The sequence below is a fragment of the Streptomyces sp. NBC_00846 genome (assembly GCF_045207325.1).
Taxonomy (GTDB): domain Bacteria; phylum Actinomycetota; class Actinomycetes; order Streptomycetales; family Streptomycetaceae; genus Streptomyces.
In genome coordinates this window covers 6,950,996-6,977,348 of sequence record NZ_CP108846.1, presented here as the reverse complement: position 1 = coordinate 6,977,348, position 26,353 = coordinate 6,950,996, and the positions used below count along the sequence as shown (strand labels likewise).

The following is a 26,353-nucleotide window of genomic DNA, read 5'->3' as shown; positions in this document are numbered from 1 at the left end:
ACGGATCGGTCCCGGAGGAAGCAGTCCAGGTTGAGTGGCAAGAGCAACATGAGCAAGCGGTACACGTCGGAGTTCAAGCGGGACGCGGTGGCACTGGTCCGGTCGTCAGGGCGGAATGTCACCGAGGTCGCCCGGGAACTCGGTGTGAGTCCGGAGGGGCTTCGCGGCTGGGTGAAGCAGGCGAAGGCCGACCGCGGCGAGGGGGCGCCCGGCGCGCTGACCACGGCGGAGAAGGAAGAGCTCCAGCGGCTGCGCAGGGAGAACCGGGAACAGCAGCAGACGATCGAGATCTTGAAAAAAGCAGCGGCCTTCTTCGCGAAGGAGACGATGAAGTAGGCACTCTGTGCCGTTTCATCGACGCGGAGAAGGCCGCCGAGGCCAACCCCGACGGCTACAGCGTGGCTTTGCTGTGCCGCGTCACGGGGATCAACCGCTCCACCTACTACTCCTGGCTGGCGGCCCGGCCGGCAGCGGCCGAACGGCAGTGTGCCGAGGATGAGTTGACCGAGGAGATCCGCGAGATCCACGCCTCCTCACGGGGTGCCTACGGTGCCCCGCGCGTGCACGCCGCGCTGCGGCGCAAGGGCCATGCGATCAACCGGAAGAAGGTCGAGCGGATCATGCGCGAGCGCGACATCCGCGGCGTCACCCGCCGCAGACGCCGCCACCTGACGCAGCAGGACACCAAGGCCGCACCGGCTCCGGACCTGGTTGGCCGCGACTTCACCGCTACCCGGTCCGGCACGAAGCTCGTCGGCGACATCACCTATCTGCCGACGATCGAGGGCTGGTGGTATCTCGCGACCGTCATGGACCTGGCGACGCGCGAGGTGATCGGGTACGCGATGGCCGAACACCACCGTGCCGAGCTGGTCACCGACGCGCTGCGGATGGCCGCCGGCCGCGGCGACCTTCAGGGCGGCTGCATCATGCACACCGACCGCGGAAGCGAATACACGAGTGGCGAATTCCGCCGCGAGCTGCGGGAGTTGAACCTGAGACAGAGCATGGGACGAACCGGCATATGCTACGATAACGCCGCAGCCGAGAGCTTCTTCGGTCTACTGAAAGCGGAGATCGGCACCGCCGTCTGGGAGAGCCGTGAGGCGGCCCGCGCCGACGTCTTCCGCTTCATCGAGGTCGAGTACAACCGCACCAGGCTCCGCAAGCACCCCGAGTTCGGGTACCTCACCCCACTCGAAACCCGAGCCAGGCTGCAGCACGAATTTACCCCCGCAGCGTAAACAACCGCTGTCCAAGATCAAGGGGGAACTTCAACGGGACCTGTGGCCGCGCCTGTGGCGCAGGGAGCACATGACCCACGACGGCCTGCCCAACCCGCACTGGCCCGGTACCGTCGAGGACCGAATCGCCAGCCTGCAGCTGAGGAACCCGTCACAGCCACGGAACGGGCGGCTCGGATGAGCGAACTCGCCTTCTTTGCCCAGGTGGTGGCCCGGGGCACGGTCCGCGGCCTGGACTGCAGGCTACGCCCGACCAAGTCACTGCCTGGCTCGGCGACTACGGGGAGAACCTTCGGGGCGACCTGATGTGGCGCGACTACGGTCTGGTCGAGTTCACGTGGGAGCGGCCCTCGAGGAGGGAACCGTGGCAGGGCTGCCGGTTCCCCGTGCAGTGCCACCGCCTCGAGCACGGCCCCACGCCGGTGCCTACCTTCGCGGACCTCCGAACAGCCCTGGCGGAGCTGGACTATGAAGTCGAGGAGATCACGCCGCTCAGCAGTGACCTCGACGAGTACCGGCAACCCGAGAGTCACCAGGCCGGTATCAGCGATACCCGGGCCCCAGCCGGGCCTGAACTGGAGGAGACCAACACTGCCGGGCGGCTGCGCCTGGCCGACGCCTGCCGCACCGGCGCGGCCCGCCTGATCTACGCTTCCTCGCACTCCGTCTACGGCACCCTTCACCATCGCACGCCGATCACCGAAGACGCAGACACCAGCCGCTACTTCGGCCCGCTCAACCCCTACGCGACGTCCAAGCTCGCCCTCGACCAGCAGATGCGCACCCGCTACGCCACCGGCCTGGAGTGGGTGGGGCTGCGCTACACCAACGTGGTCGGCCCGGACGAGACCGGCAAGGGCCCGATGGCCTCGATCCTGTCCCAACTCCCGCGCCAGGCCGCCCGCACCGGACAAATCCGGGTCTTCGGCGACTCCCTGACCGCCGCCCGCGACTACATCTCATCGAGACCGTCACCGCCACCATCATCCAGCTCACCGATCGTCGGCCGGTGCCAGCTGCGGTCTACAACCTCGGCGCCGGCTTCGCCGTCTTCTTCGCCGACGTCGCACAGTGGTGCGCCCGCCTGCACCGCGAGGCCACCGGTCAGCCGCTGCTTGCCGAGCTGGTGCCGAACACGGTCACCGACGCCTACCAGTACTTCACCTGCGCAGACATGACCGCGCTCGACAAGGCCCTCCCCGAGAGGCCGCCCGTCTCCATCGCGTCCCTCGAAGCCCGCGCCGCCGAGCTGTTCGAGACCCTCCGGCGGTGGCGAGTTCGCCCTCGCCCAGGCACTCACCGACCGATCCTACGACCACTACCGAGGATGGCGCGAGGTCGTCGTCTTCGCCGCCGCGACCGCCGCCCGCATCGGCGAGGTCTCCGGCATCCGCGCCTGCGACATCGACACCGAGAACTGGATCTGGACCGTCCGCCGGCAGACCACCCCCGCACCCGGCGGACTCACCGACAAGAACACCAAAGGCAAACGCGCCCGCCAAGTCCCCCTCATCGAGGAAATCCGCCCGATGATCGCCGAACGCATCCTCGCCTTCGGCCCCAACCCTGACGCGCGGCTCTTCACCGGCCCCCGCGGCGGGCGCATCTCCACCGCCGTCCTACGGGACGCAACCCACTGGGACGAGGTGGTCACCTCACTCGGCCACGAACACCTGCGCCGCCACGACCTCCGCCACACAGGACTCACCTGGTTCGCCGACGCCGGCGTCCCCGCCCACGTCCTCCGCAAAATCGCCGGACACGGCTCCCTCCTCACCACCCGGCGCTACCTCCAGCCCGACATGACCCAGATCACCAACGCCGGCCACGCCCTCACCACACACCTCAACCCCATCCGCACACCCCTCACCCTCGCCGTCCAGCCGGCAGCAGGACGGCGCCGCTGGACCCCGTGGTCCCCAACTGGTCCCCAAGAAACACGGAAAGGCGGTACCGGATTTCTCCGATACCGCCTGCGACCTGCGGAAACACAAGTCGGGACGACAGGATTTGAACCTGCGACCCCTTGACCCCCAGTCAAGTGCGCTACCAAGCTGCGCCACGTCCCGATGCCCGCCTGACCTGGGGCTTCCCCCGGCCGAACGGCGCAAGAGAACAATACCGCACTCGGACGAGTGGTCACGAACGCCTTTCCCGTGGCTTGACCTCGACCAAAGTTGATGTTCAACGCTGGGGTCATGACGAACACGACAACCCCGCCGACGGGCGGCTACCGCGACGTGAACCGCCTGATGAGCCTGATGACGGGGGACGAGAAGCACGGCCCCGCCGCGACCTCCACGCTGGACGCGCTCTGGGTGCTGTACGACCGGGTGCTGCGGGTGACGCCCGGCACCGTGGACGCGCCGGACCGCGACCGGTTCCTGCTGTCCAAGGGGCACGGGCCGATGGCGTACTACGCGGTCCTGGCCGCGCACGGCTTCTTCGGCGAGGAGCTGCTGTCGGGGTTCGGGGCGTACGACTCCCCGCTCGGGCACCACCCGGACCGGACCCTGGTGCCGGGGGTCGAGATCGGCAGCGGGTCGCTGGGGCACGGGCTGCCGCTGGCCGTGGGGACCGCGCTCGGTCTGCGGGCGCGGGGGCTGACCGACCCGAGGGTATGGGTGCTGATCGGGGATGCCGAGCTGGACGAGGGCAGCAATCACGAGGCGCTCGCCTACGCGGGCCCGGCCGGTCTGGAGCAGCTGCACACCGTGGTGATCGACAACGCGTCGGCGTCGCACGGCCGGCCCGGCGGGATCGCGGCCCGGTTCGAGACCGCCGGCTGGTCGGTCGACTCCGTCGACGGACGGGACCACGAGGCTTTGTACGCGGCCTTCACCGCACCGCACGGCGGACACCCGCGCGCCGTGATCGCGCACGTCGCCCCGAAGCGCTGAACCCACGGACGCAGACAACGGAACGGAGAGAGACGCATGGACACGATGCGTGACCGCTTCATCTCGACCACGTCGCAGCTGCTGGACGAGGACCCCCGCCTCGCCCTGGTGCTGGCCGAGATCAGCCGGGACGGTTTCGAATGGGCCGCGCGGGCCCATCCGGACCGGGTGATCAATGTGGGGATCAGGGAACAGCTGCTGATCGGCGCGGGCGCCGGGATGGCGCTCGCCGGACTGCGGCCCCTCGTGCACACCTTCGCCAGCTTTCTGGTGGAGCGGCCGTTCGAGCAGGTCAAGCTGGACTTCGGCCATCAGGGGGTGAGCGGGGTGCTGGTGAGCGCCGGAGGCTCGTACGACTGGCCCGCCGGCGGCTTCACCCACATGTCACCGGGCGATGTCGCCCTCATGGACACCCTCGACGGCTGGACGGTCCATGTGCCGGGCCACCCCGACGAGGCCGAGGAGCTGCTGCGGCAGGCTGCGGCCGAGGACGGCCGGGTGTACGTACGGCTGTCGCTCCAGTCGAACGCGCGGGCGCGGCCGGTCGGCGCGGGGAGCGGGTTCACCGTGGTGCGGGAGGGGAAGGGCGGGGTGGTGATCGCGGTCGGACCGATGCTCGACAACGTCCTCGCGGCGACCGACGGCCTCGATGTGACCGTGCTGTACGCGGCGACGGTGCGCCCGTTCGACGGGGCCGGGCTGCGGCGGGCGGTCGGCGGCGGTGGGGCGGCCGATGTGGTGATCGTCGAGCCCTACCTGGCGGGCACGTCCACGGCCGTCGCCAATGACGCGCTCATCGAACTGCCACACCGTGTGCTGGGCATCGGGGTGGGGCGGGCCGAGCTGCGCAGGTACGGGGAGATCGACGAGCACCTCACCGCCCACGGCCTGGATCCGCGGGGGCTGCGGGAACGCATCGGTGCGTTCCTCGGCGGCTGACGCGCATCGGTGCGTTCCACCGTCGCCGAGCGGAGCGGGAGCCCTCGCGCGGGGTTCGGGGTGCTGGACTTCCCGGCGATGTCCGACACGGCCCGGCGGGGCGGTGTGAAGCAGTGACTGGTGAAGCACGACTCACCGGCCGATCCGTTCGCCTCGGCGCTCGCGAGCTACACGTATCCGTCCCGGCTGCGCTACTGACCGGGCGGGTGCGTGGAACGGCCCCGGGTTGCGTGAACCGCAGCCCGGGGCCGTTCCGTTGCCGGTGGCCGGCGACACCATCAGTCGTGCGCGGAGGCCGCACCCAGCAGGTCGCGGATACGAGCGGCCGCCTCCCGGAACTCCGGGCGGCCCAGCGTCTCGCCGTACTCCCGATCCGCGCCCAGTCCCACCTCGATGATTTCGGAGACCGTGCCGGGGCGCGGGCTCATCACCACCACCCGGTCGGCCAGATAGACGGCCTCCGAGATGGAGTGGGTGACCAGCAGGACGGTGGTGCGGGTCTCCCGCCAGATGCGGTTCAGCTCCATGTTCATCTGCTCGCGGGTGAGGGCGTCGAGCGCGCCGAACGGCTCGTCCATCAACAGCACCGGCGGTTCGTGCAGCAGCGCCCGGCACAGTGCCACGCGCTGTTGCATTCCGCCGGACAGCTCGTGCGGATACGCGTCCTCGAAGCCGCCCAGTCCCGTCATCCGGATCAGTTCGTCGACCCGGCCGCGCGCCTGCGCGGGAGGCATCTTCCGGATCTCGGCCTGGAGAAGAATGTTGCGGCGCGCCGAACGCCACTCCAGGAGGGCGGCGCGCTGGAACACGTAGCCGATGTCGTGGCGCACCCCGTTGACCTGCTCGCCACCGAGCCGGACCTCGCCCGCGGACGGCTTCAGCAGTCCCGCGACCAGTTTGAGCAGGGTCGACTTGCCGCATCCGGACGGTCCGACGATGGCCACGAACTCACCGGGAGCCACATCGAGCGACACCTCGCGCAACGCGGTGACATCGCGCTTCTTGCTGCGGAACCGGACCGCCACGTCGGACAGTTCGACCGCTGCTGCCGCCGTGGCGGCGTGGACCGGCACCTCGGTCCGTGTCGTGTCCTGCTTCGGCATGGTCATCCCTTCAGGGCCGTCTTCTCGTCCCAGTACTCGGCGACGGCTTTCGGCTTGCTCACCATGCCGGCCTCGGCGAAGACGTCGATGGTCTGCTGCCAGTCGGCCTCGTCGTTCACGCCGGGCGCCTTGCCCTGGGTCGAGGTGGTGTGCAGCAGGGTGAGGGTCGTCTTGAACTGCTCGGTCAGGACCGTGGCCGGCGGCAGTTGCTCCGAGGCTCCGTCCATCGCCGCGACCGCTGGCCCGGGGGCCTTCTCGGCGGCCGCCCATGACTCGCTGACCGCCTGCACCATGCGTCCGGCGAGTTCGGACTTCGAGGAGAGGATCTTCTGGCCGGCGAGCAGACCGTTGGAGTAGAAGTTCAGCCCGTTCTCGGAGAAGCGCAGGTACGAGACGGGCTTCTTCGCCTTGTCCTGCATGGTGGGGCCCTGGTCGCTGGCGTAGCCGAGCAGTCCGTCGGTCTTCCCGGACATCACTGCGGCGATCTTGCCCGCCGGGTCGGTGTTCTGGACCTTGACGTCCGACTCGGCCAGGCCGTTCTTCTTCAGGAAGATCGGGAAGGTCTTGGAGAGCGCGTCCCCCGCGGTCCCCGCGATGGTCTTCCCCTTGAGGTCGGCGGGCGATCGGATGCCCGCGGCGTCGAAGGACTGCACCGACGCCGAGGTGGTCTGGAGGAAGACTCCGAGGCTCTTCACCTGCACGCCCTGGTCGACACCGGCGAGCAGCGCCGGGGTGTCGGCCCAGCCGAAGTCGGTCTGGCCCGCCGCGGTGGCCTGCACCGTCTTCTGCGAGCCCTGGCCCGCCTGGATCTTCAGGTCGATGCCGTGCTTCTCGAAGATCTTCTGCTGCTTGCCGTAGTAGAACGGCGCGTGTTCGCCGTACGGATACCAGTTGAGGGTCAGCGTGACCTTGTCGAGCTTCTTGCCCGATTCGCTCGTGGTGGTCGACGTGTCGTTGCCACCGCAGGCCGTGGCCACCAGGACGAGAGGTACGACACCGATCAGGAGTCTGCGCGCATACATGGGCTGGGCCTTCCCGCGACGAAGTAAAAAGGAGTCGGTCGGACGGAATCAGTACGTGGTGGTGGCGGAGGTGTCCCGGCGGCTGGCGTGCCACGGGAGCAGCAGCGTTTCCGCGATCTCGACGGCGACGAAGAGGACGACGCCGATGAGTGACATCACGAGCAGCCCGGCGAAGAGCATCGGGGTGTCGAGGTTGCCGTTGGCCTGGAGGATCACATACCCCAGGCCCTCGTTGGCGCCGACGAACTCGCCGACGACCGCGCCGGTCACCGCGAGAGTGACGGCGACCTTGAGTCCCGAGAAGAGGTGCGGGAGCGAGGCCGGGAAGCGGATCTTGAGAAAGGTCTGCCAGGGCTTGGCGCCCATCGTCGCCGAGAGCTGGAGCATCTCCGGGTCGACCGCCTTGAGGCCGGTGACCATGGAGATCACCACGGGGAAGAAGGCGATGAGCACGGCGATGAGGATCTTCGGTCCGATTCCGAAGCCGAGCCAGACGACGAACAGCGGCGCGATCGCGATCTTCGGTACGACCTGGGCGAACAGCAGGATCGGATAGAGCGTGCGCTCGACGGTCGAGGAGTACACCATGACGACGGCCGAGAGGACACCGACGGCCACGGCGATCAGGAAGCCGAGCAGCGTCTCGTACGTGGTCACCCAGGTGTGCTGCCAGAGATAGCCCGCCTTGCCGGTGAGGACGTCGAGGGTCGCCCCGGGCGACGGTACGAGGTAGGGCTTCACCAGTTCCGCCGCCGAGATCACCCACCAGGCGGCGAAACAGGCCAGCAGCAGGGCGAGGGGCCGCCAGCTCTGCTCGGCCGCCCGTGCGAACCGCTCCCCCGCCGAGGGCCCGGCCCGCCGGACGACTCCCGCCGCTTCGGGTGGGCTTTTGGCCAACACACTCTGACTCACTGTTAACTCCCTGCACTTCCTGGGCAGTTGTGGAGAGCTGTACGATCCTGCGGTAACGAGAACGCGCTTTCAGAAGACGCTTTCAGAAAGCGCTTTCTGATAAGGTTTTGGCCACGCTAATGACTGCCTGCACGCACGGTCAATAGGTCGTCGACAAGTTTCGCGCCTTCCACCACCGCGCCCTTGGGGGTCGACTTGAGTGAATGGGGATCACCGCACCACCCGGAAGCGCACCACCGCGGACCGCGCCACGCCCCTCGCGCGGCGGCGCATGTGACGCTCGACGCCGTGGCCCGGGAGGCCGGCGTCTCCCCCGCCACCGCCTCGCGCGCCCTCAATGGCACGACCAGGGTCCGCGACGATCTGCGCGAGCGGGTACGGGCGGCGGCGGACCGGCTCGGCTACATCCCCAACGCGCACGCACAGGCACTCGCGAACGCCACCAACAACCGTACGGTGGGAGTGATCTGCCATGACGTCAGCGACCCCTACTTCGCCGCCGTGTCCAGTGGTGTGATGCGGGCCGCCGCCGAACAGGATCTGTTGGTGATGCTGGCCTCCACGTTCCGGGAGCCCGCCCGGGAGATCGCCTACGTCTCGATGCTGCGGGCCCAGCGCGCCCGGGCGATCCTGCTCATCGGCTCCGGGTTCCAGGACCGGGCGTGGGAGCGGGCCATGGATGCCGAACTGGCGCCGTACGTACGGGGCGGCGGGCGGGTGGCGGTCGTCAGCCGGCACCGCAGCCTGCGGGTGGACACCGTACAGCCGGAGAACCGGGCGGGGGCGGCCGCGCTCGCCCGGACGCTGGTGCGGCTCGGGCACCGGACGTTCGCGGTGCTCACCGGACCGCCCGCGCTGACCACGGTCTCCGACCGGCTCGCGGGCTTCCGGGAAGGTCTCGCGGAGGCGGGAATCGGGCTCGACCGGGTCGTGGAGGGCGCGTTCACCCGCGAGGGCGGGTACGCGGCGACCCGTCGGCTGCTGGCCTGCGGCCGTCCGCGGCCGACCTGCGTGTTCGCGGTCACCGATGTCATGGCGGTCGGTGCGCTCGCCGCGCTGCGGGAGGAGGGGTTGCGGGTGCCGGAGGACATCTCGCTGGCGGGCTTCGACGACATCCCACTGGTACGGGAACTGTCACCGGCACTCACCACGGTGGCGCTGCCGCTGACCTCGATGGGCGAGGACGTGATCGCGCTGGCGCTGCGGGAACGGTCCGCGGGGCAGCGGGCCCGGGTCGTGCGGGTGGCGGGCGAGGTGGTGGTGCGGGCGAGCACTGGGACGCCGCCGGTCGGATGACCGGCGGCGTCCGGGGGGTGGGGCCGTAGGGCCCTGGGGAGCGGCCCTACGGGCGGACGAGTACCTGGGAGAGTGCCACGCTGCGGCGGTTCACGCGGAGGCCTTCCAGTCGGGGTGGCCGGGCATGGGCGGGTTCACGGCCCCGAAGAGCCAGTCGCGCAGGAACGGGTCGAGGGACTTGTCGCCGGTGACGTCGACCGTGTGCCGGATGAAGGCCTCGCTGGTGTACGTGGAGTCCTTGAAGCGCTTCACCCACTCATGCATGACCCTGTCGAACTGCCGCTGCCCGATCTGAAGACTGAGGGCGTACAGGACGAGTGCGCCGCCGTCGTAGATGTTGGTGCCGCCGAGCGCCTTCGGGAGTCCGGGCGGGCCGTCGGTGGCGCGGACGGCGTCGAGCTTCTCGTAGGTGGCCTTCATCTTGTCCTCGAAGACCGACCAGCCGCGTTCGTCTCCGTACAGGCCGGCGTAGTACACGGCGGGGCCCTCGTTGAGCCAGGCCTGCTGCCAGTCGTTCGGGGTGACGGAGTCGCCGAACCACTGGTGGACGAGCTCGTGGACCATGGTGGTCTCGTAGCCGGGCCGGCCGTTGGCGTCGGGCTTGAACCAGTTGGTGGAGAACAGGGAGAGGGTCTGGTTCTCCAGGGCGTCGGTGTAGCCGTCGTAGATGTGGAGGCCGTAGACGGAGAACGGGTAGCGGCCGAACTTCGCCTCCGACCACGCGAGATGGTCCGCGGTACGGGCGACGATCGGAGCGTACTTCTCCTCCTGGCCCTGCGGGACGATGTGGCGCAGTGGCAGTCCGCGGTGGCTGGTGCCGTACAGATAGGTGCCCTTGACGACGGCGATGCCGATGAGTTCGGTCGCCATGCGCTCGCGGAGGGCGAAGTGCCAGACGGTGGAGCCGTCGGCGCGTGGGGTCTTGTGGAGCAGCTCGCCGTTGGCGGTGGCGACGTAGCCCTGCGGTGCGCTGATGTGGAAGGTCCACGTCGCCTTGTCGGACGGGGTGTCGTTGCACGGCAGGAAGGTATCGGCGCGGGAGGACTGGGCGGCAGACGCGAAGCCGCCGTCGGTGCCGAACTTCCAGCCGCTCAGGCCGAGTCGGGGCGCCTTGCCGTTGCCCCGGTAGCGGATCTCGACGGTGAAGGCCTGGTTGTCGTGGAGCGGGCGGGCAGGGGTGACGGTCAGCTCCTGGCCGCTCTGGCCCGGCGAGAGCTCCCAGGTGGCGGGGCGGCCGGCAACGGTGACGGACTCGATGGTGTGGCCGTCGGTGTCCAGGTTGAAGGCGGAGAGGTCCTGGGTCGCCTTGGCGTTGATCTTCACGACGGCGGTGAAGTCGTAGGTGACCGGGGTGAAGTCGAAGGTGAGGTCGTAGTGGACGACCTGGTAGCCACCGTTGCCGAGGGTCGGGAACAGCGGGTCGCCGACGCCGTCGGATCCCGGCTTCGGGTCGAAGCGGCGCGGCTGCGCTCCGGCGGGCGAGCCGAGGGCGGGTACGGCGACGGCCGCGGCCACCGCCGCGCCGCCGAGTCTGAGGGCTGTGCGTCGCGTCGTCACTTCTTCCCCTTCTGGAAGGCGTCCTCGAATTCGCCGCGGGCCTGCTCGCCGCCCTTGGCCAGGTAGTCCTTGACGAGCTGGTCGTAGGCCGACATGGGCTTGCGACCCGCGACGATGTCCTTCAGCGCGTCCTGCTTGAGGGTGTAGAGGCTGCCGTAGCCCTTGGAGTCCCAGGTGGGCGAGGAGTACTGGAGCGTCGGGTCGGGCTCCATCATCGGGATCAGCTTCGAGAAGGCGTCGTGGACGTGACGGACGCCCTGCTCCGAGTCGGCGCTGAAGATGGCGGGGACGGCGGAGGCCATGAACTTCCACGGCACGGTGACGTCCTGGGTGCCCTGCTTGGTGAGCGCCGGGTTGCCCTTGTCGTCGCGGGTGAAGTCCTTGCCCTCCACGCCGTAGTTGATGAGCGTGTACTCCTGGCTGCCGAACGGCGAGGCGGCGAAGTCGGCGAGCGCGAGGATCTGCTTGACCCGTTCCGCGGACGCCTTCTTGACGTGGGTGTTCTCCAGCTTGAGGTTGTCCATCCAGGAGATGGCGTCCTTGCCGATCGGGACGAAGGGGCGCGGGTCGTACTTCTTGTCGATCGCTCCCATGGAGGCGATGTACCCGACGCCGGGGGCCAGGTAGGTGGGCATGCCGTCGTAGACGTACGCGCCCTTGCCGTTCTTGAACATGTCCGTGTACTGGGCCTTCTGCGCCCCGGACATCTGAAGGGTGCCCGGGTAGTAGCAGCCCGCCTTGTACAGCTCGCGGGCGGTCTCCACGGCCTTGCGGTACTCCGGCGTCTCCAGGTCGGAGGTGAACTTGCCGGTCTTCTCGTCCAGCCGCCAGGCGTAGGGAGCGCCCGCGGACATGGCGAGCATCGTGGTGGCGCCCGCGATGATCGCGTACTGGTCCTTCTTCGGCCGGGTCAGTTCCTTGCAGACCTCGACGAACCGGTCGAGGTCGGTGATCTGGTCGAGGCTGGTGACGCCGACCTCCTCGAACAGGTCGTGGCGGTAGAAGCCGGCGCCGCCGGTGCCGGTGCGGGCGATCGGGATGCCGAACAGCTTCCCGCCGAAGATCGCGGCCTGCCAGGCGCCCTTCGGGATCGCGGCCAGGTTCGGGTAGTCCTTGATCTTGTCCCCGGCGAGGTACGGGGTCAGGTCGGCGCACTTGGCCTGGAGGAAGGCCGCCTTGTTGTCGACGCCTCCGGCCTCGGGGTACATGAAGAGGTCGGGCAGGCTGTCGCTGGCGACCATGGTGGAGAACTTTGTGCCGTAGTCGTCGGCGGGGACGGCGGTGATGTTCACCTGACCGCCGAGGAGCTTCTCGATCTCCTGCCAGGCGACGTTCTTGCCGCGCGCGGGCGGCGGCGGGGAGAAGGTCTCCATCGTCGCGCTGATCGGCTGGGCGCCCTTGAGCGGGGTGTTCTTCGTGGCGCGCAGCGGCTTGGCCGGGTAGCGGAAGAAGCCCTGCGGAACGCCGGCCGCGGTGCCGGGCAGGTCGGGCTTGAGGCCGATGTTGCGGATCGCGGAGTTGGGGAGCAGCGAGGCGCTCTTGGCCTCTGCCTTGGCGGTCGTGCCGCCGTCGCCGCAGGCGGCGAGCAGCGGGGCGGCGGCCAGTCCCAGACCGACGCCCGCTCCCATGCGGAACAGTGCTCTGCGGTTGATGGGGGTGGAGCTCGACACCTGAATCTCCTTGGGAGAAGGGGAAGGAAGGAGTGGGGGTCTGTGGGGTCTGTGGCTGCGCTCAGCCCTTGACGGCGCCTGTGAGCACGCCCTTGGTGAAGTAGCGCTGGAGGAACGGGTAGACGCAGAGGATCGGTACGACGGCGATCACCAGGACCGCCATCTGGACGGCCTGCTGTGGGGCGAGCACCTCACCGGCCGAGGCCGCGTTCAGGCTCTGGCCCTGCAGGACGTAGGTGCGCAGCACCATCGGCAGCGGCCACTTGTCGGAGTCGTTGAGGTACAGGAGCGAGTTGAAGAACGCGTTCCAGTACGTCACCGCGTAGAAGAGGCTGATGACGGCGAGAACGGCCTTGGACAGTGGCAGGACGATCCGCACCAGGATGCGGAAGTCTCCGGCGCCGTCGACCTTCGCGGCGTCGTACAGCTCCTCCGGAAGGCTCATGAAGAACGACCGCAGGACGACCAGGTTGAAGGCGCTGACCAGGGTGGGCATGACGAGCGCCGCGTAGGTGTCGTACAGGCCGAGCCCCTTGACCAGCAGGAAGTTCGGGATGATGCCCGCGTTGAAGAGCATCGTGAAGAGGGCCGTCATCAGGATGAAGCGGGAGCCGGTGACGTCGCGACGGGACAGTCCGTACGCCATGCCGACGGTCACCAGCAGGCTGGCGAGGGTGCCGAGGACGGTGATGCCCACGGAGACGATCAGCGCCCGGGTGACGACTCCGCCGGTGAAGATGGTGCGGTAGGCGTCCAGGGTGGGGTGGTCCGGCCACAGGACGAGACCGGAGCTCTTGATGATGTCGGTCTGCGAGGCGAAGCTCGTGCCGATGACGCCGACCAGCGGGTAGGCAACGGCGAGGACGACCACGACGATGGCGACCGCCTTGGCAATCTGCCCGACACGGGTCGGCCGTTCCATCCATGGGGGCCTGCCGTCGGGCTTCCGGGCGGGAGCGGGCGGGGGCTCCGGTGCGGCGGATTCCGTTGTGGCGCGCGTCTTCTCAGCGGTCAGCACCGCGGTACACCCCTTCGTGGCCGAGTCGGTGGGCGAACTTGTTCGCGCCCAGGACGAGTGCGGTGCCGATGACCGCCTTGACGAGACCGACGGCGGCTGCGACGCCCCAGTCGTTGTCCTTGATGCCGTGGTAGTAGACGTAGGTGTCGAGGACCTCGCCGGCGTCCGGGCCGACCGCGTCGCGCTGGAGCAGGATCTGCTCGAAGCCGACGGACAGGATCTGCCCGAGATTGAGGATCAGCAGCAGAATGAGTACGGGGGCGATGCCGGGCAGGGTCACGTGCCACAGGCGGCGTCGCGGGCCCGCGCCGTCGATCGCGGCGGCCTCGTACTGCTGCTTGTCGATGTTCAGCAGCGCGGCGAGGATGATGATCGTGCCCCAGCCGGCGTCCTTCCAGGCCACCTGGAGGGTCAGCAGCCACGGGAAGGCGTCGGGGTCGCTCATCATGTCGTAGCGCGGCAGCCCCAGACCGTCGAGCACGTCGGGCAGGAGGCCCGCGCCGCCCAGGATCTGCTGGAAGATCGAGACGATGATGACCCAGCCGATGAAGTGCGGCAGGTAGACGACGCTCTGCACGAACCGCCTGACGCGGTCGCTCGCGATGCTGTTGAGCAACAGGGCCAGGGCGACCGGGATCGGGAAGAAGAACACCAGCTGGACGAGGGCGATCTCCAGGGTGTTGAACGTCGCGGACCAGAAGGCCGGCTCACTGAACGCCGCGGAGAAGTTGGCGAACCCCACCCAGACGCTGTGCATGTAGCCGAGGTACGGCTGGTAGTCCTGGAACGCCACCACATAGCCGAGCAGCGGTACGTAGTGGAAGACGACGAAGTACAGCAGACCGGGCAAAGTGAGCAGCAGCATCACCCGGTCCCGCTTGATCCGCTGCCAGAGCGTCAGCCGGTGCTGTGCGACGGCGGCCTGGGCAGCGGGCGGAGAGGGTATTCCAGCCTTCTGCCGCCGCTTCTCCCGCGGCAACGGGGGTGCTGTTTCAGCCATGGTGTTTCCTGTTCGGCTGGGTGGCGCGATATGAGCCTTCTGAGGCCGCAAGTTAGTAAGCGGTTAACCCAAGCGTCAAGAGATCTGGGCGAATGTCCTTGTGATGCGACATCCGGCGCATCGAATCAGACCCAAAGAATCATCAAAAAAGAAGATCAAGCGGACAGTTGGAACGCCTGCGAGCTTGACGGTCGACCATCGCGCTCCTTAGCGTGCCGGTCATCCCATAGAACGCGATTACTATCCGGAGGCAGGGTGCGAACCACCGAAGAGGCACCGGCTCATTCCGGCAGCGATGCTGCGGCACCGCCCCCGCAACGGCCGTGCACAGTCCTGGTCATGAGCCCCGGACTGCTCGACGACGTATTTCCGCCACCGGTGCGGGCGCGTCTGGAGGAGACGGCCGACCTCCTCAACCCGTTCGTGATCAGCGATTTCGACTCCCCGGAAGCCGCCGCGGCGCTGAGTGCCGCCGAGGTCCTGCTCACCGGCTGGGGCTGCCCACCCGTCGACGCCGAACTGCTGGACCGGGCGCCCGCGCTCCGTGCCGTCATCCATGCGGCCGGCACGGTGAAGACGTTTCTGACCCCGGCCGCGTTCGACCGGGGGATCGTCGTCTCCTCGGCCGCCGCCGCCAATGCCGTGCCGGTCGCCGAGTTCACCCTGGCGGCGATCATCATGGGCGCCAAACGCGTCTTTCCGCTGGCCGGGCTCTTCCGCACCCGGCGCACCCACCGCACCGCCGCCGACCTCGACCGCCAGCACTGGCTCGGTACGCACGGCCTGACCATCGGCGTCGTCGGGGCCTCCCGGATCGGCCGCCGGGTCATCGAGCTGCTCCGGGTGCTCGATGCGGAAGTCCTGCTGTACGACCCGTATGTCGGTGAAGCCGAGGCAGAACTCCTCGGCGTCACCCCGACCGACCTGGACACCCTGGTGGCGACCTGCGACGTGGTGACCGTCCACGCCCCCGACACGCCCGAAACCCGCGGGATCATCGATGCCCGGCGGATCGGCCTGATGCGCCCCGGCACCCTGCTCGTCAATACGGCGCGCGGCCCTCTGGTGGACACCGAGGCGCTGACCGAGCACCTGGTCAGCGGCCGGCTGGACGCCGTCCTCGATGTGACCTCGCCCGAGCCGCTGCCGGACGGTCACCCCCTGTGGGACCTCCCGAACGTCTTCCTCAGCCCGCATCTGGCGGGCGCTCAGGGCAACGAGGTGGGGCGACTCGGGGCGCTCGCCGTGGACGAGCTGACGCGGTACGCGCGCGGCACACCGTTCGACCATCCGGTGCACCGGGCCGATCTGGGGAGGATCGCATGAGTCCCGTCCCGGCACAGGCCAGTGCCGCGACCGGCCGTGCCTGCCCGGAAGGAGCGTCGTCCGGTGCGTGCGATCGCAAGGTGGCCGGACGTCCTGGTAGCCGAGCCACCAGGGCTCTTGGCCAACACGGCGAGCGTGCGTGATGGGCGGCGCGACGGGGCAGAGCCTGCCGGGAGGGGCACTAGGCTCGGCGTCACACAACAGCCACCAGGGGGTGAGCCGGATGCGCCGGCAGAGCACGGCCGCGGATGGACAACGGCGCGCGACGGTCACCGATGTCGCGCGGCGCGCGGGCGTCTCCACGGCCACGGTCTCCCGCGTACTGAACCGCAACTACCCGGTCGCCGAGGCGACCCGGGAGCGTGTCGAGTGCGCGATGCGCGAGCTCGGCTATGTCGTCAACGCCCACGCCCGTGCGCTGGCCGGCGTCTCCAACCGCACCGTCGGCATCATCGTCAATGAGGTCATCGACCCGTTCTACGCGTACATCGCGCGCGGCGTGGAGCGGGAGGCGGCGCTGGGCGGCCGGCTCTGCCTGGTCTGCTGCACCCAGGGCGACCCGCAGCGCGAGCTGGCGTTCATCGATCTGATGCACGAGCGCAGGGCGGACGCGGTGATCGTGGTCGGCGGCTCCCTCGCGGACCGCGGCTATACCAGCGAACTGGCCCGCAGGGCGCGCGAGCTGGACGCGGGCGGATCGAAACTCGTGCTGTGCGGCAGGCCACCGCTGGGCGAACAGGCCCCGACCGTCGCGGTCGAGTACGACAACGAGGGCGGCGCCTTCGCCATCACCGACCACCTGCTGATGCAGGGGCACGAGCGGATCCTCTATCTCGGCGGCCCGCCCAAGCTCTCCACCACCCGCGACCGGCTGGCCGGGCATCAACGAGCCCTGCGGCTGCGCGGTATCGCCCCGGCCCCCGAGCTGGTCCAGTCCGGCGCCTTCAGCCGCAGCTTCGGATACCGGCGGATGGTGGAACTACTGCGGGACGGACCGGTCTTCACCGCGGTCTTCGCCGCCAACGACATGGTCGCGGCGGGCGCTGCGCAGGCCCTGGAGGAGGCCGGGGTGCAGATACCGAAGGACGTGTCCCTGGTGGGGTACGACGACATCCCGGTGGCCCAGGAGCTGCGGCCTCGGCTGACCACCGTCCATGTGCCGCTGGAGGAGATGGGGCGCCAGGCGGTACGGCTCGCCGTGACCGGCGGCGACGAGGACGACTGGCGCGAGCCGACGACGGGTGCGCTGCGGCTCGGTACGCACATCGTGGTACGCGATTCCGTTGCGCCACGGCCGGGACGCCCCACCCGTATGTGACCGGTTACTTCCCGCCTGTCCACAGTTGGCCATAGAAAATCACAGTAACTTCCCGACTCCTCTTGCGGGTCGATAGCAACCGCTTACATGCTGACGCCGAGCAGCACCGTTCCGCACGCTTCCGCCCCTCACTCGTTTCCGCAGGGAGAGTTCCGCATGCGTCTGCCCATCGATGCCACGGCCAGGGCCGAGCCGGCCGCGCTGAACCTGCCGAAGCCGCCCGTCGACCCGTCCGTGCTGACCGACTGACCACGACGAAAGGGAGTTCACCGTGAACCTCAGCAGAAGAACCCTCCTCGCGGCGAGCAGCGCCACCGCTGTCACGGCCACGACAACACTCCTGACATCGGCCGGCGGCGCGCAGGCCCGTCCGGTCGCGGCCGCATCGGCGGGCGCCGCGGCCACCGCCGACTTCGACACGCTGCTCCAGCGGGCCCAAACGCTTCTCACCGGCGGCGGGTTCGACCCCGCCGACACCGACTTCACGGCCGCGGTCGCGGCACTGGACGCCACGGCCACCGGTCTGTGGGACACCCTCGACCGCGGCGCCGGACGCACCGCGCTCTGGCCGGACCTCGCGCCCCTCACCGACCCGGGCAACTTCGGCCAGAGCTACACGCGGCTGCGCACCCTCGCGACCGCCTGGGCCACCGAGGGCACCTCCCTCACCGGCAGCATCCAGGTGGCGGACGCCCTCGTCGCCGCGCTGCGCTTCAGCCACGACATCGCGTACAACCCGGCCAAGCCCGAGACGGGCAACTGGTGGTTCTGGGAAATCGGCGCCCCGCGTGCGCTGATGGACTGCGCCGTCCTCCTGCGCGACCGGCTGCCCGCAGCCGATCTGACGGACTATCTCGCTGTCGTCGACCGGTTCTGCCCGGACGCGGACCGCCGTACCAACTCCCCCAGATTGTCCGAGACCGGCGCGAACCGCACCGACAAGGCCGTCATCGTGGCGCTGCGCGGACTGCTGGGGCGGGACGCCGCCAAGCTGGTCTCGGCCCGTGACGCGCTCTCCGACGTACGCGACTTGGGCCGCAACAGCCTTTTCCGGTACGCGACGTCGGGTGACGGCTTCTACCGGGACGGGTCGTTCGTCCAGCACGATGTGGTCGCCTACACCGGTACGTACGGCGTCGTGCTGCTCAGCGGCACCGCCTACCTGCTGGCGCTGCTGGCGGGGTCCGAGTGGGCGGTGGCCGACCCGGAGGTGTCGGTGGTGTACGAGGCCGTCGAACGGACCTTCACCCCGGTGATCTTCGACGGACTGATGATGGACTCGGTGCGCGGCCGGGCGATCTCCCGGCAAGCCGCCGGTGACCACCGCGACGGCGCGGCGGCCGTCGCGGCGATCCTGCTCCTCGCGTCCGGTGCACCCGCCGAGTACGCGAAGCGCTGGCGGGCACTGGTCAAGGGCTGGCTGACCCGCAACCGCACCACCCCCTTCGAGACTTTCGCGAGCCTGCCCCAACTCGCCCTGGCCAAGTCCGTCCTGAACGACAGGACCGTCCCCGCCGAGGCGCGTACGACCGGCAGTCTCGTCTTCGCCGACATGGACCGCGTCGTGCACCGCCGCCCCGGCTGGGCCTGCGCGCTGTCGCTGTCGTCGAAGCGGATCTCGGCGTACGAGGCGGGCAACGGCGAGAACCTGCACGGCTGGTACACCGGCGACGGCATGACGTATCTGTACGACGGCGACGATCTGCGGCAGTACAACGACGGCTTCTGGCCGACCGTCGATCCGTACCGGCTCCCCGGCACCACGGTCGACACCCGGCAGCGCACCGATCTCGGCACGAGCGCGGGCACGTCCACCTACTGTCCGTCCAATGCCGTCGCGGGCGGTGCCGTGCTGGACGGCAGGTACGTGGCGGCCGCGATGGAGGTGATCGGTGCGCAGGGCACCACCCTGCGGGCCAGGAAGTCGTGGTTCCTGCTGGACAATGCGGTGATCGCGCTCGGTGCCGGCATCACGGCGAGCGACGGCCGCCGGGTCGAGACGATCGTGGAGAACCGGAACCTGGGCGCCGACGGCGGGCACCGGCTGCTGATCGACGGCGTCCGGCAGCCCGTCGACCAGGGCTGGACCCATGAGTTCGACGGAGCCCGGTGGGCGCACACGGACGGCGTGGGCGGCTATATTTTCCCTGGCGGGACCACCCTGCACGCCCTGCGTGAACAGCGCACCGGCACCTGGCGGGACATCAACTCCGGGTCGGACACGGGCGGCAGCGCCGATCCGGTCAGCCGCCGCTATCTGACGCTCTGGGTGGACCACGGCTCCTCCCCCACCGACGCCCACTACGCCTACGTGCTGCTGCCCGGCGCGTCGGCGGCGGCGACCGCCGCCTGGTCGCGGTCCCGGCCGGTCCGGATCGTCGCCAACGACACCACCGCGCAGGCCGTGGAGGTACGCCGGGCCGGACTGACCGCGGTGAACTTCTGGGGCGCCGGAACAGCGGCCGGGATCACCGCATCGGGCCCCGCGTCGGTGCTCGTACGGCGCCACGGCGCGCGCGTGAGCGTCGCGGTCGCCGACCCGGGCCGGACGCTCACCACGCTCTCGGTCGAGCTGCCTTTCCACGTACGGTCCGTCGCGGACGCCGATGACACGGTGAGCCTCGTCCCGGGCCGAAGGCCCGTCCTCACCGTCACCGTCGGCGGCTCCCGCGGCCACACCCACCGAGCCGAACTCATCCAGTAACCCACACTCCGCACCCCCTCCGAGGAGCAGCACCACCATGTCCGTCACACCGCATCTGCAACTGCCGCCGCCCGACCGGCTCCTGTCGTCCCGTACCGGCTGGACCCGGGCCCACTGGGAGGCGACGGCCGACCGGATGCTGGACGCACTGGTGCCGTACGCGACACCCGGCTTCGCGCAGTACCGGCTGCCGGGCCGCACCAGCTGGTCGGGTGTCGTCTCGGACGGTCTCGAAGGGTTCGCGCGGTCGTTCCTGCTCGCCGCCTGCCGGATAGCGGGCGCGGGCGGGGCGGTCGACCCCGCACTGATCGAGCGGTACACGGCGGGCCTGGCCGCGGGCACGGATCCCGGCAGCGGTGAGGCGTGGCCGCGGCTGACGGACTGTTCGCAGCAGATGGTGGAGGCGGCCTCGGTCGCGGTCGCGCTGCACGAGACCCGGCCGTGGATCTGGGACCGGCTGGACGCCCGGGTGCAGGAGCGGGTCGTCGACTGGTTCTCCGGGTTCGTCGGCGGGCGTACCTGGGACAACAACTGGCGGCTCTTCCAGGTGGTGTCCGAGCAGTTCCTCGCCTCGGTCGGCGCCCCGTACAGCCGCTCCGACATCGAGAGCAATCTGGACAGGATCGAGGACTGGTACGTCGGCGACGGCTGGTACACCGACGGGGACGGCCGGAACTTCGACTACTACATCGGCTGGGCCATGCATCTGTACCCGCTGCTGTGGTCCCGGATCGCGGGCCCCGACGACGGCGGCCGCACCGAGGTCTACCGGGAGCGGCTCAGCCGGTTCCTGGAGGACTATCCGCACTTCTTCGGCTCCGACGGGGCACCGGTCCATCAGGGCCGCTCACTGACGTACCGGTTCGCCGCGCTCGCACCGGTGTGGATGGGGGCACTGGCCGACTGCACCCCGCTCGCACCGGGGCTGACGCGCCGGCTCGCCTCGGGCACGATGCGGCACTTCGCGGAGCGCGGTGTGCCCGACGAGCGGGGGCTGCTGACACTGGGCTGGTACGACACGTTCCTGCCGAGCACCCAGCCGTACTCCGGTCCCGCCTCGCCGTACTGGGCGAGCAAGGGTTTCCTCGGGCTGCTGCTCCCGGCGGACCATCCGGTGTGGACGGCGCGCGAACTCCCGCTGCCCATCGAGAAGTCCGACCGGTACACCGCGCTGCCGGCCCCCGGCTGGCTGCTGCACGGCACCCGTGACGACGGCATCGTGCGGCTGATCAATCACGGCAGCGACCACAATCCGCCGTACGACGAGACGGCCGACCCGTCCGAGGGCACGGAGGACCCGCACTACGCGAAGTTGGCCTACTCGACGGCGACGGCCCCCGAATCCGCTCCGCATGCCGTGGCACGCTCCATCGACGGCCATCTGGCACTCGTGGCCCCGGACGGCACGCCGTCGCTGCGCCGCCGGATCCATCCGCTGCGCTGCGAGGACCGCGTGGCCTCCTCCTGGTACGCGGCCCGGCTGCCCGGCGACGATCATCCGTACCGGATCGAGACGACGAGTGTGCTGCACGGCCCGTGGGAGATCCGGGTGCACCGGGTCGAGGCGCCCGAGGGTGCGGTGGTGCGGGAGGGCGGTCACGCGGTCGCTCACACGGAGAGTCCGTTCGCCCTGTCGGGTCCCGGCTGGGCGCTGGCCCGTACCGCCGACGGTCTGAGCAGCGCCCTGGTCGCGCTGCACGGCTGGGACGGTGGTCCCGAAGGGGCCGCTGTGGCGCGTGACGTCCAGTCCAACGCGTACGGGCCGCGCTCCGCGATCCCGTATCTGCGCAGCCGACCGCACCCGGGCGGGCGGAGCGTCCATGTCTCGCTGGTCGCCCTCTCCCGGGACACCGTGCATCCGGCGGCGTTGCGCGACTCGGTGCGGGTGCGGGCGGGATCGGAGTCGGTGGTGCTGACGTTCCTGGACGGTACGACGGTCGAGGTCTGACCGCGGTCAGCCGCCGATGCTGTTCCCCTCCCGCCGGTCGATGTGCCCGACCAGTTCCCGCGCCAGGGACTTGATCGTGTCGAGCCCCGCCCTGCCCCATGGGCGGGGCACGGTGTCGACCGCGCAGACGGCGCCCAGGGCGACGCCCGTGCGGTCGATGAGGGGCGCGCCGAGATAGGAGCGGATGCCTATGTCGTCGACCACCGGATTCCCGGCGAACCGCGGGTAGTCGCAGACGTCCTCCAGGACGAGCGCCTTGCGCCGTACGACGACATGCGGGCAGTAGCCGCGGTCGAGGGCCACGTAGCGGCCGGCGCGGCCGCTGCCCGCGGCCGTGGCGCCCAGGTGGGATCCCCTGGGCGTGCCGGCCGGGGTGTGCAGACCGGCGAAGAACTGCCGGTTCCCGTCGATGAAGTTGACCATCGAGAAGGGCACGTCGGTCACTTCGGCGACCCGGTCGGCGAAGGCGTCGAAGTTGTCGAACGAGGCATCGGCGCGTTCCCCCAGACCCAGGGTCCGCAGCCGTTGGGTACGGACGAGGGCGTCCCGGTCGACGGGCGTGAGCAGCAGCCGGCCAGCGGCGTGCCCGGTCACGTGTGGGATCCGAGGGCGGTCAGCGGGGCCGGGGCGGAGGTGACGTTGATCAGGTGCTGAACCAGGGTGACCAGGGCCCCGGTACCGGAGCTGGCGATCCGGGCGTCGCAGAGCACGACCGGCACGTCCGGTCCCAGATCGAGTGCGGCCCGTACCTCCTCCGGGGCGTAGCGGTAGGCGCCGTCGAACTCATTCACCGCGACGATGAAACCGATACCGCGCCGCTCGAAGAAGTCGACGGCGGCGAAGCACTCCGCGAGCCTGCGGGTGTCGGCGATCACGACCGCTCCCAGCGCGCCCTGGGAGAGCTCGTCCCACATGAACCAGAAGCGTTCCTGGCCGGGGGTGCCGAACAGATAGAGAACGTGCTGCTCGTCGAGGGTGATGCGGCCGAAGTCCATCGCCACGGTGGTGGACGTCTTGGACTCGATGCCGTCGAGGCTGTCAGTCGCGGCGCTGACCTGGGTCAGCAGCTCTTCGGTGCTGAGCGGCGCGATTTCGCTGACCGCGCCGACGAAGGTCGTCTTGCCGACGCCGAACCCGCCTGCCACCAGCACCTTGAGCGCGACGGGAAAGCCTTCTGAGGCATCGGGCCCGGCGGAGTCGTAGCCGCCGCCGACGTCATAGGACCCGCCGGATCCGTAGGAACCGTCGGCATCATGAGAACCATCCGAGGCATAGGAGCTATCGGAGCCATAGGAATTATCGGAGCCGTACGCACCGCCGGAGCCGTACGCACCGCCGGAGCCATACGCACCGCCGGAGCCATACGCACCGCCGGAGCCGCCAAGGCCTTCCGGATAGCCGCGGTCTTCATGGCTCTCCTGGCTTCCATGGCTTCCACGGCTTCCAGGGTCTCCACGCTCTCCATGGCTTCCGAGACTTCCGAAGCCTTCGTGGCGTGCGCTGTTCTCGTACGCGGCTGGGCTGCCGAAGCCGTCAGAGCTGTCGTCGTAAGCCATCGAGCACTGCCTCCAGCAGAGATCGGTCGGTGGGCATGTCATGGAAGGCGGGCGCGTGCGCGGTGACTGCTCCGCAGTCCACCAGGTCGGAGACGAGCACCTTGGTGACGACTGCCGGCAACCGCAGATGGGCGGCGATCTCGGCCACCGAGGTGGGGCCGCCGCACAGCCCCAGCGCGACGGAGTGCTCGGGACCGAGATGGACCTGTGGCTCGGTCCCCGTGGCCATCACCAGGGAGAGCAGATCGAGCACGGCCGTCGGACGGGTCCGGCCGTTGCTCACGGTGTACGGGCGGATGAGCCGGCCGGCCGCGTCGTCGAGCAGCGGCGCGTCCTGCGGAACCGACACCCTCACAGCCCCGTGGTGCTCGGGGCCCCGGCCGCCTGTCTTGCCGGAGTCATCAGGTAGGGCCGGACGCTCTTGACCAGCATCGTCATCTCGTAGCCCAGCACCGCCGCGTCCGCCTCACGGCCGGCGAGGACGGCGAGGCAGGTGCCCGAGCCCGCGGTGGAGACGAACAGCAGCGTCGTGTCGAGCTCGACGACCACCTGGCGTACGTCGCCGCTGTCACCGAAGCGCGCGCCGGCGCTGCGGCCGAGCGAGTACAGGCCGGCGGCCAGCGCGGCCATGTGGTCGGCGCTGTCGGCGTCCATACCGTGGAGGGATTTCACCAGCCCGTCGGCGGAGAGAAGGACTGCGCTGCGTGTGTACGGGACGCGCTGGACCAGTCCGCTCAGCAGCCAGTCGAGGTCCGAGACCCGACCGGACGACATATCGGTCGACATGGTGCATCTACTCCTTGGAGGTGTTCGATTCGAGGAGGTCGGTGGTCTCGCCCGCGTTCGTGTCCGGGGCCGGGGCCTGGGTGTGCGCGGCGGCGGTTGCCGTGAGTCCGCGTACCGGCAGCGGTTCGAGCGGGGCCTGGGGCTTCCGGGCCTGCGGGGCGGACGCCGTTCCCGGGCTCGTGCCCGCCGCCTGGGCGGTGTCCGCCTCGGATTCGGCACGGGCCTCCGCGAGTTCGATGCCGCGCCGGAAGGCCGCCATGAGCCCCGGGTCGTGCAGGGCCTGTTCGTCCTCGCTGCGTGGGGCCGGTGCCTCCCTGAGCTGTGGGACGAGGTGCTCCTGGTTGGCCCGCCGCGGGAGTTGGGGCCGGCCCATGGTGGCGCGCACCACGCCGGGCTCGGGATGAAGCGTCTCGGGGTGAAGCGCCGCGGGTGCGTCGCCGGTGCCCCGGTTCCCGGGACCGGCCTCGGCGGGGGCGGAGCGGTCGAGGCGCTCCGCGCGCAGGGGGAGCGGTGGGGCTTCGCCCTGGCGTCCCGTCTGCTGGGCCGGCTGATGCAGGTGCAGCGGCTGGCTGGGGACGTAGGGCTGGCGGTTGGTGCTCGGCTGCGGACTCGGGGCGGGGCCCCGGTCGGGTCCGGGACCGAGGCCCCGGTCCGGATTGGGCCTGCGGTGGCCGCCGGTGGCGTCCTCGGCCGGTGGCCGATGCACGGGACCGGGGGGCGGGACCGGGGTAGCGTCGCCTCCGGCGGGAACGTCACCGTCCAGGCCCAGGAGGGACTGGGGGAGGACGAGTACGGCCTGCGTACCGCCGTAGATGTTGCTCTGCAGCTGGACGGCGATGCCGTGCCGCCGGGCCAGTGACGCGACGACGAACAGGCCGATCCGGCCGTCCTGGAGCAGATGGGCCACGTTGACCTGGTCGGGGTCGGCGAGCAGGGCGTTCATCCGCCTCTGCTCGTTGCCCGGCATGCCGAGGCCCCGGTCCTCGACCTCCAGGGCCAGCCCGGCGGTGACCTGCTGGGCGCGCAGCAGCACTTGGGTGTGCGGGGCCGAGAACACCGTGGCGTTCTCGACCAGTTCGGCCAGCAGATGGATCACATCGGCGACGGCGTGTCCGCGCAGTGTGCCGTCGATCGGCGGTACCAGTTTGACCCGTGGGTACTGCTCGACCTCGGCGATCGCCGAGCGCAGGACCTCGGTCATGGTGACCGGATTGCTCCACTGCCGCCTGGAGACTGCGCCACCGAGGACGGCGAGATTCTCCGCGTGTCTGCGAATGCGGGTGGCGAGGTGGTCGACGTGGAAGAGGCCCTTGAGCAGATCCGGGTCCTCGACCTTGTGCTCCAGCTCGTCGAGCAGTTGGATCTCGCGGTGGACGAGCGACTGGAGCCGGCGGGCGAGGTTGACGAAGACTTCGACCTTCTGGTCCTCCCCGGTGTGGCCGGGGAGCCGGGACGCCTGCACGATCGCGGCCACGGCGACTTCCTGCTGGCGGCTGAGTTCCTGCCCGAGCAGTTCGAAGGCGTCGCTGCCGGGAACAACGGGCCGCGCGGGCCGCCGCGCGGGCACGGACTCGCCGTTGCGGAGCTGTTCCACCACCCGTTGCAGTTCGGCCTGGCCGTGGACGCTGGCGCGGCGAAGCGCCAGACAGCGGCCGAAGACGGTGGTGGCGACGCGGTTGGCCGCGAGATACGCGGCCAGCACGGCGGCGAGGGCCAGCGCACCGGCCCCGCCCAGCCCGATCCACAGTTCACTGGACGGCCGGGCTCCGGTGGAGCGGACGGTGAAGATGACCGCTGCGGCTCCGCTCAGCACCGCGGCGACGGCCGGCAGCACCGCGGTGCGCAGAAGTTGGGGGCGGATACGCGCCTCGGGGGACGGTTGGGCAGCGCGCGGCCTGGCCGTGGCCGAGTGGGAACGGGCACCCGGCCGGCCGTGCCGTCCGCCCTCTCGGCGTTCCGGTCGCGCTTCGGGTGCGCGAAGTTGAGACATCAGTGTCCTCGGTACGTGGCGCACCAGGAATCGGCGTTCCCGCGGTGGCACCTACGGTTCTGGT

Annotated in this window: 22 protein-coding genes, 1 tRNA gene and 2 pseudogenes; 12 read left to right on the top strand and 13 right to left on the bottom strand. The window is 69.9% G+C overall.

Features of this window, described 5'->3' with window-relative positions; all coding sequences use genetic code 11:
- The first annotated feature begins 30 nt into the window (after positions 1 to 30).
- The 4 genes and pseudogenes from OG936_RS32005 to OG936_RS31990 all read left to right on the top strand — a co-directional run.
- Positions 31 to 336: a transposase gene (locus OG936_RS32005; RefSeq protein WP_266751048.1), complete on the top strand. Its 306-nt coding sequence runs from the start codon at positions 31 to 33 to the stop codon at positions 334 to 336.
- Positions 337 to 341: 5 nt separating this feature from the next.
- Positions 342 to 1,244 (top strand): IS3 family transposase, encoded by a 903-nt coding sequence (locus OG936_RS32000; RefSeq protein ID WP_331746374.1) that lies wholly within the window; start codon positions 342 to 344, stop codon positions 1,242 to 1,244.
- A 422-nt stretch (positions 1,245 to 1,666) separates the two neighbouring features.
- Positions 1,667 to 2,422, top strand: coding sequence for an NAD-dependent epimerase/dehydratase family protein (locus OG936_RS31995; protein WP_406499426.1), 756 nt, complete (start codon positions 1,667 to 1,669; stop codon positions 2,420 to 2,422).
- A 171-nt stretch (positions 2,423 to 2,593) separates the two neighbouring features.
- Positions 2,594 to 3,274 (top strand): annotated as a pseudogene (locus OG936_RS31990) (tyrosine-type recombinase/integrase); the annotation flags it as partial.
- On the opposite strand, the gene OG936_RS31985 reads toward OG936_RS31990, so the two are convergent.
- A tRNA-Pro gene (locus OG936_RS31985) sits at positions 3,240 to 3,313 on the bottom strand. The pseudogene OG936_RS31990 and the gene OG936_RS31985 overlap by 35 nt on opposite strands.
- A 129-nt stretch (positions 3,314 to 3,442) precedes the next feature.
- On the opposite strand from OG936_RS31985, the gene OG936_RS31980 reads away from it, so the two are divergent.
- The 3 genes and pseudogenes from OG936_RS31980 to OG936_RS31970 form a co-directional block, all read left to right on the top strand.
- On the top strand, positions 3,443 to 4,144 hold the full coding sequence (locus tag OG936_RS31980; RefSeq protein ID WP_406499425.1) for a transketolase: 702 nt from the start codon (positions 3,443 to 3,445) through the stop codon (positions 4,142 to 4,144).
- Between the two features lie 36 nt (positions 4,145 to 4,180).
- The gene (locus OG936_RS31975; protein WP_406499424.1) at positions 4,181 to 5,083 is read left to right on the top strand and encodes a transketolase family protein; all 903 of its coding nucleotides are present in this window, start codon (positions 4,181 to 4,183) and stop codon (positions 5,081 to 5,083) included.
- A gap of 51 nt (positions 5,084 to 5,134) precedes the next feature.
- Positions 5,135 to 5,281 (top strand): annotated as a pseudogene (locus OG936_RS31970) (sugar phosphate isomerase/epimerase); the annotation flags it as partial.
- A gap of 80 nt (positions 5,282 to 5,361) precedes the next feature.
- Here OG936_RS31970 and OG936_RS31965 read toward each other — a convergent pair.
- Genes OG936_RS31965 through OG936_RS31955 form a run of 3 tightly spaced genes read right to left on the bottom strand, consistent with a single transcriptional unit; the run spans position 5,362 to position 8,120 of the window.
- Complete coding sequence (locus OG936_RS31965; RefSeq protein ID WP_406499423.1) at positions 5,362 to 6,192, bottom strand: ABC transporter ATP-binding protein; 831 nt, start codon at positions 6,190 to 6,192, stop codon at positions 5,362 to 5,364.
- Positions 6,189 to 7,208 carry an ABC transporter substrate-binding protein gene (locus OG936_RS31960; protein WP_406499422.1) on the bottom strand — a complete coding sequence of 340 codons (1,020 nt, stop codon included), beginning with the start codon at positions 7,206 to 7,208 and terminating at the stop codon, positions 6,189 to 6,191. The genes OG936_RS31965 and OG936_RS31960 overlap by 4 nt, the downstream gene beginning before the upstream one ends.
- Before the next feature lie 48 nt (positions 7,209 to 7,256).
- Entirely contained in the window at positions 7,257 to 8,120 is an 864-nt protein-coding gene (locus OG936_RS31955; protein ID WP_406499421.1) for an ABC transporter permease, read from the bottom strand.
- A gap of 273 nt (positions 8,121 to 8,393) precedes the next feature.
- On the opposite strand from OG936_RS31955, the gene OG936_RS31950 reads away from it, so the two are divergent.
- Positions 8,394 to 9,416: a LacI family DNA-binding transcriptional regulator gene (locus OG936_RS31950; protein WP_406499420.1), complete on the top strand. Its 1,023-nt coding sequence runs from the start codon at positions 8,394 to 8,396 to the stop codon at positions 9,414 to 9,416.
- A gap of 90 nt (positions 9,417 to 9,506) precedes the next feature.
- Here OG936_RS31950 and OG936_RS31945 read toward each other — a convergent pair whose 3' ends face one another.
- The 4 genes from OG936_RS31945 to OG936_RS31930 form a co-directional block, all read right to left on the bottom strand.
- Positions 9,507 to 10,973: a M1 family metallopeptidase gene (locus OG936_RS31945; protein WP_406499419.1), complete on the bottom strand. Its 1,467-nt coding sequence runs from the start codon at positions 10,971 to 10,973 to the stop codon at positions 9,507 to 9,509.
- The gene (locus OG936_RS31940) at positions 10,970 to 12,643 is read right to left on the bottom strand and encodes an extracellular solute-binding protein (RefSeq protein WP_406499418.1); all 1,674 of its coding nucleotides are present in this window, start codon (positions 12,641 to 12,643) and stop codon (positions 10,970 to 10,972) included. Before OG936_RS31940 ends, OG936_RS31945 begins: the two co-directional genes overlap by 4 nt.
- 61 nt (positions 12,644 to 12,704) lie before the next feature.
- Positions 12,705 to 13,565: a carbohydrate ABC transporter permease gene (locus tag OG936_RS31935; RefSeq protein WP_266750451.1), complete on the bottom strand. Its 861-nt coding sequence runs from the start codon at positions 13,563 to 13,565 to the stop codon at positions 12,705 to 12,707.
- Between the two features lie 82 nt (positions 13,566 to 13,647).
- Positions 13,648 to 14,661 (bottom strand): ABC transporter permease, encoded by a 1,014-nt coding sequence (locus OG936_RS31930; protein ID WP_406499417.1) that lies wholly within the window; start codon positions 14,659 to 14,661, stop codon positions 13,648 to 13,650.
- A gap of 339 nt (positions 14,662 to 15,000) precedes the next feature.
- On the opposite strand from OG936_RS31930, the gene OG936_RS31925 reads away from it, so the two are divergent.
- From OG936_RS31925 to OG936_RS31910, 4 genes are all read left to right on the top strand, one after another.
- Complete coding sequence (locus OG936_RS31925) at positions 15,001 to 15,987, top strand: hydroxyacid dehydrogenase (protein ID WP_406499416.1); 987 nt, start codon at positions 15,001 to 15,003, stop codon at positions 15,985 to 15,987.
- Between the two features lie 223 nt (positions 15,988 to 16,210).
- Complete coding sequence (locus OG936_RS31920) at positions 16,211 to 17,305, top strand: LacI family DNA-binding transcriptional regulator (RefSeq protein ID WP_406499415.1); 1,095 nt, start codon at positions 16,211 to 16,213, stop codon at positions 17,303 to 17,305.
- 271 nt (positions 17,306 to 17,576) lie between these two features.
- Complete coding sequence (locus tag OG936_RS31915) at positions 17,577 to 20,009, top strand: polysaccharide lyase 8 family protein (protein ID WP_406499414.1); 2,433 nt, start codon at positions 17,577 to 17,579, stop codon at positions 20,007 to 20,009.
- A 37-nt stretch (positions 20,010 to 20,046) separates the two neighbouring features.
- Positions 20,047 to 21,957, top strand: coding sequence for a DUF2264 domain-containing protein (locus tag OG936_RS31910; RefSeq protein WP_406499413.1), 1,911 nt, complete (start codon positions 20,047 to 20,049; stop codon positions 21,955 to 21,957).
- A gap of 6 nt (positions 21,958 to 21,963) precedes the next feature.
- Here OG936_RS31910 and OG936_RS31905 read toward each other — a convergent pair whose 3' ends face one another.
- The 5 genes from OG936_RS31905 to OG936_RS31885 all read right to left on the bottom strand — a co-directional run bounded on the left by OG936_RS31905 (position 21,964) and on the right by OG936_RS31885 (position 26,289).
- Positions 21,964 to 22,551: a GAF domain-containing protein gene (locus OG936_RS31905; protein ID WP_406499412.1), complete on the bottom strand. Its 588-nt coding sequence runs from the start codon at positions 22,549 to 22,551 to the stop codon at positions 21,964 to 21,966.
- Complete coding sequence (locus tag OG936_RS31900) at positions 22,548 to 23,108, bottom strand: GTP-binding protein (protein WP_406499411.1); 561 nt, start codon at positions 23,106 to 23,108, stop codon at positions 22,548 to 22,550. Before OG936_RS31900 ends, OG936_RS31905 begins: the two co-directional genes overlap by 4 nt.
- A 382-nt stretch (positions 23,109 to 23,490) precedes the next feature.
- Positions 23,491 to 23,862: a DUF742 domain-containing protein gene (locus OG936_RS31895; RefSeq protein ID WP_266750438.1), complete on the bottom strand. Its 372-nt coding sequence runs from the start codon at positions 23,860 to 23,862 to the stop codon at positions 23,491 to 23,493.
- A gap of 2 nt (positions 23,863 to 23,864) precedes the next feature.
- Complete coding sequence (locus tag OG936_RS31890) at positions 23,865 to 24,299, bottom strand: roadblock/LC7 domain-containing protein (protein WP_406499410.1); 435 nt, start codon at positions 24,297 to 24,299, stop codon at positions 23,865 to 23,867.
- A gap of 7 nt (positions 24,300 to 24,306) precedes the next feature.
- The gene (locus OG936_RS31885) at positions 24,307 to 26,289 is read right to left on the bottom strand and encodes an ATP-binding protein (protein ID WP_406499409.1); all 1,983 of its coding nucleotides are present in this window, start codon (positions 26,287 to 26,289) and stop codon (positions 24,307 to 24,309) included.
- Positions 26,290 to 26,353 lie beyond the last annotated feature (64 nt).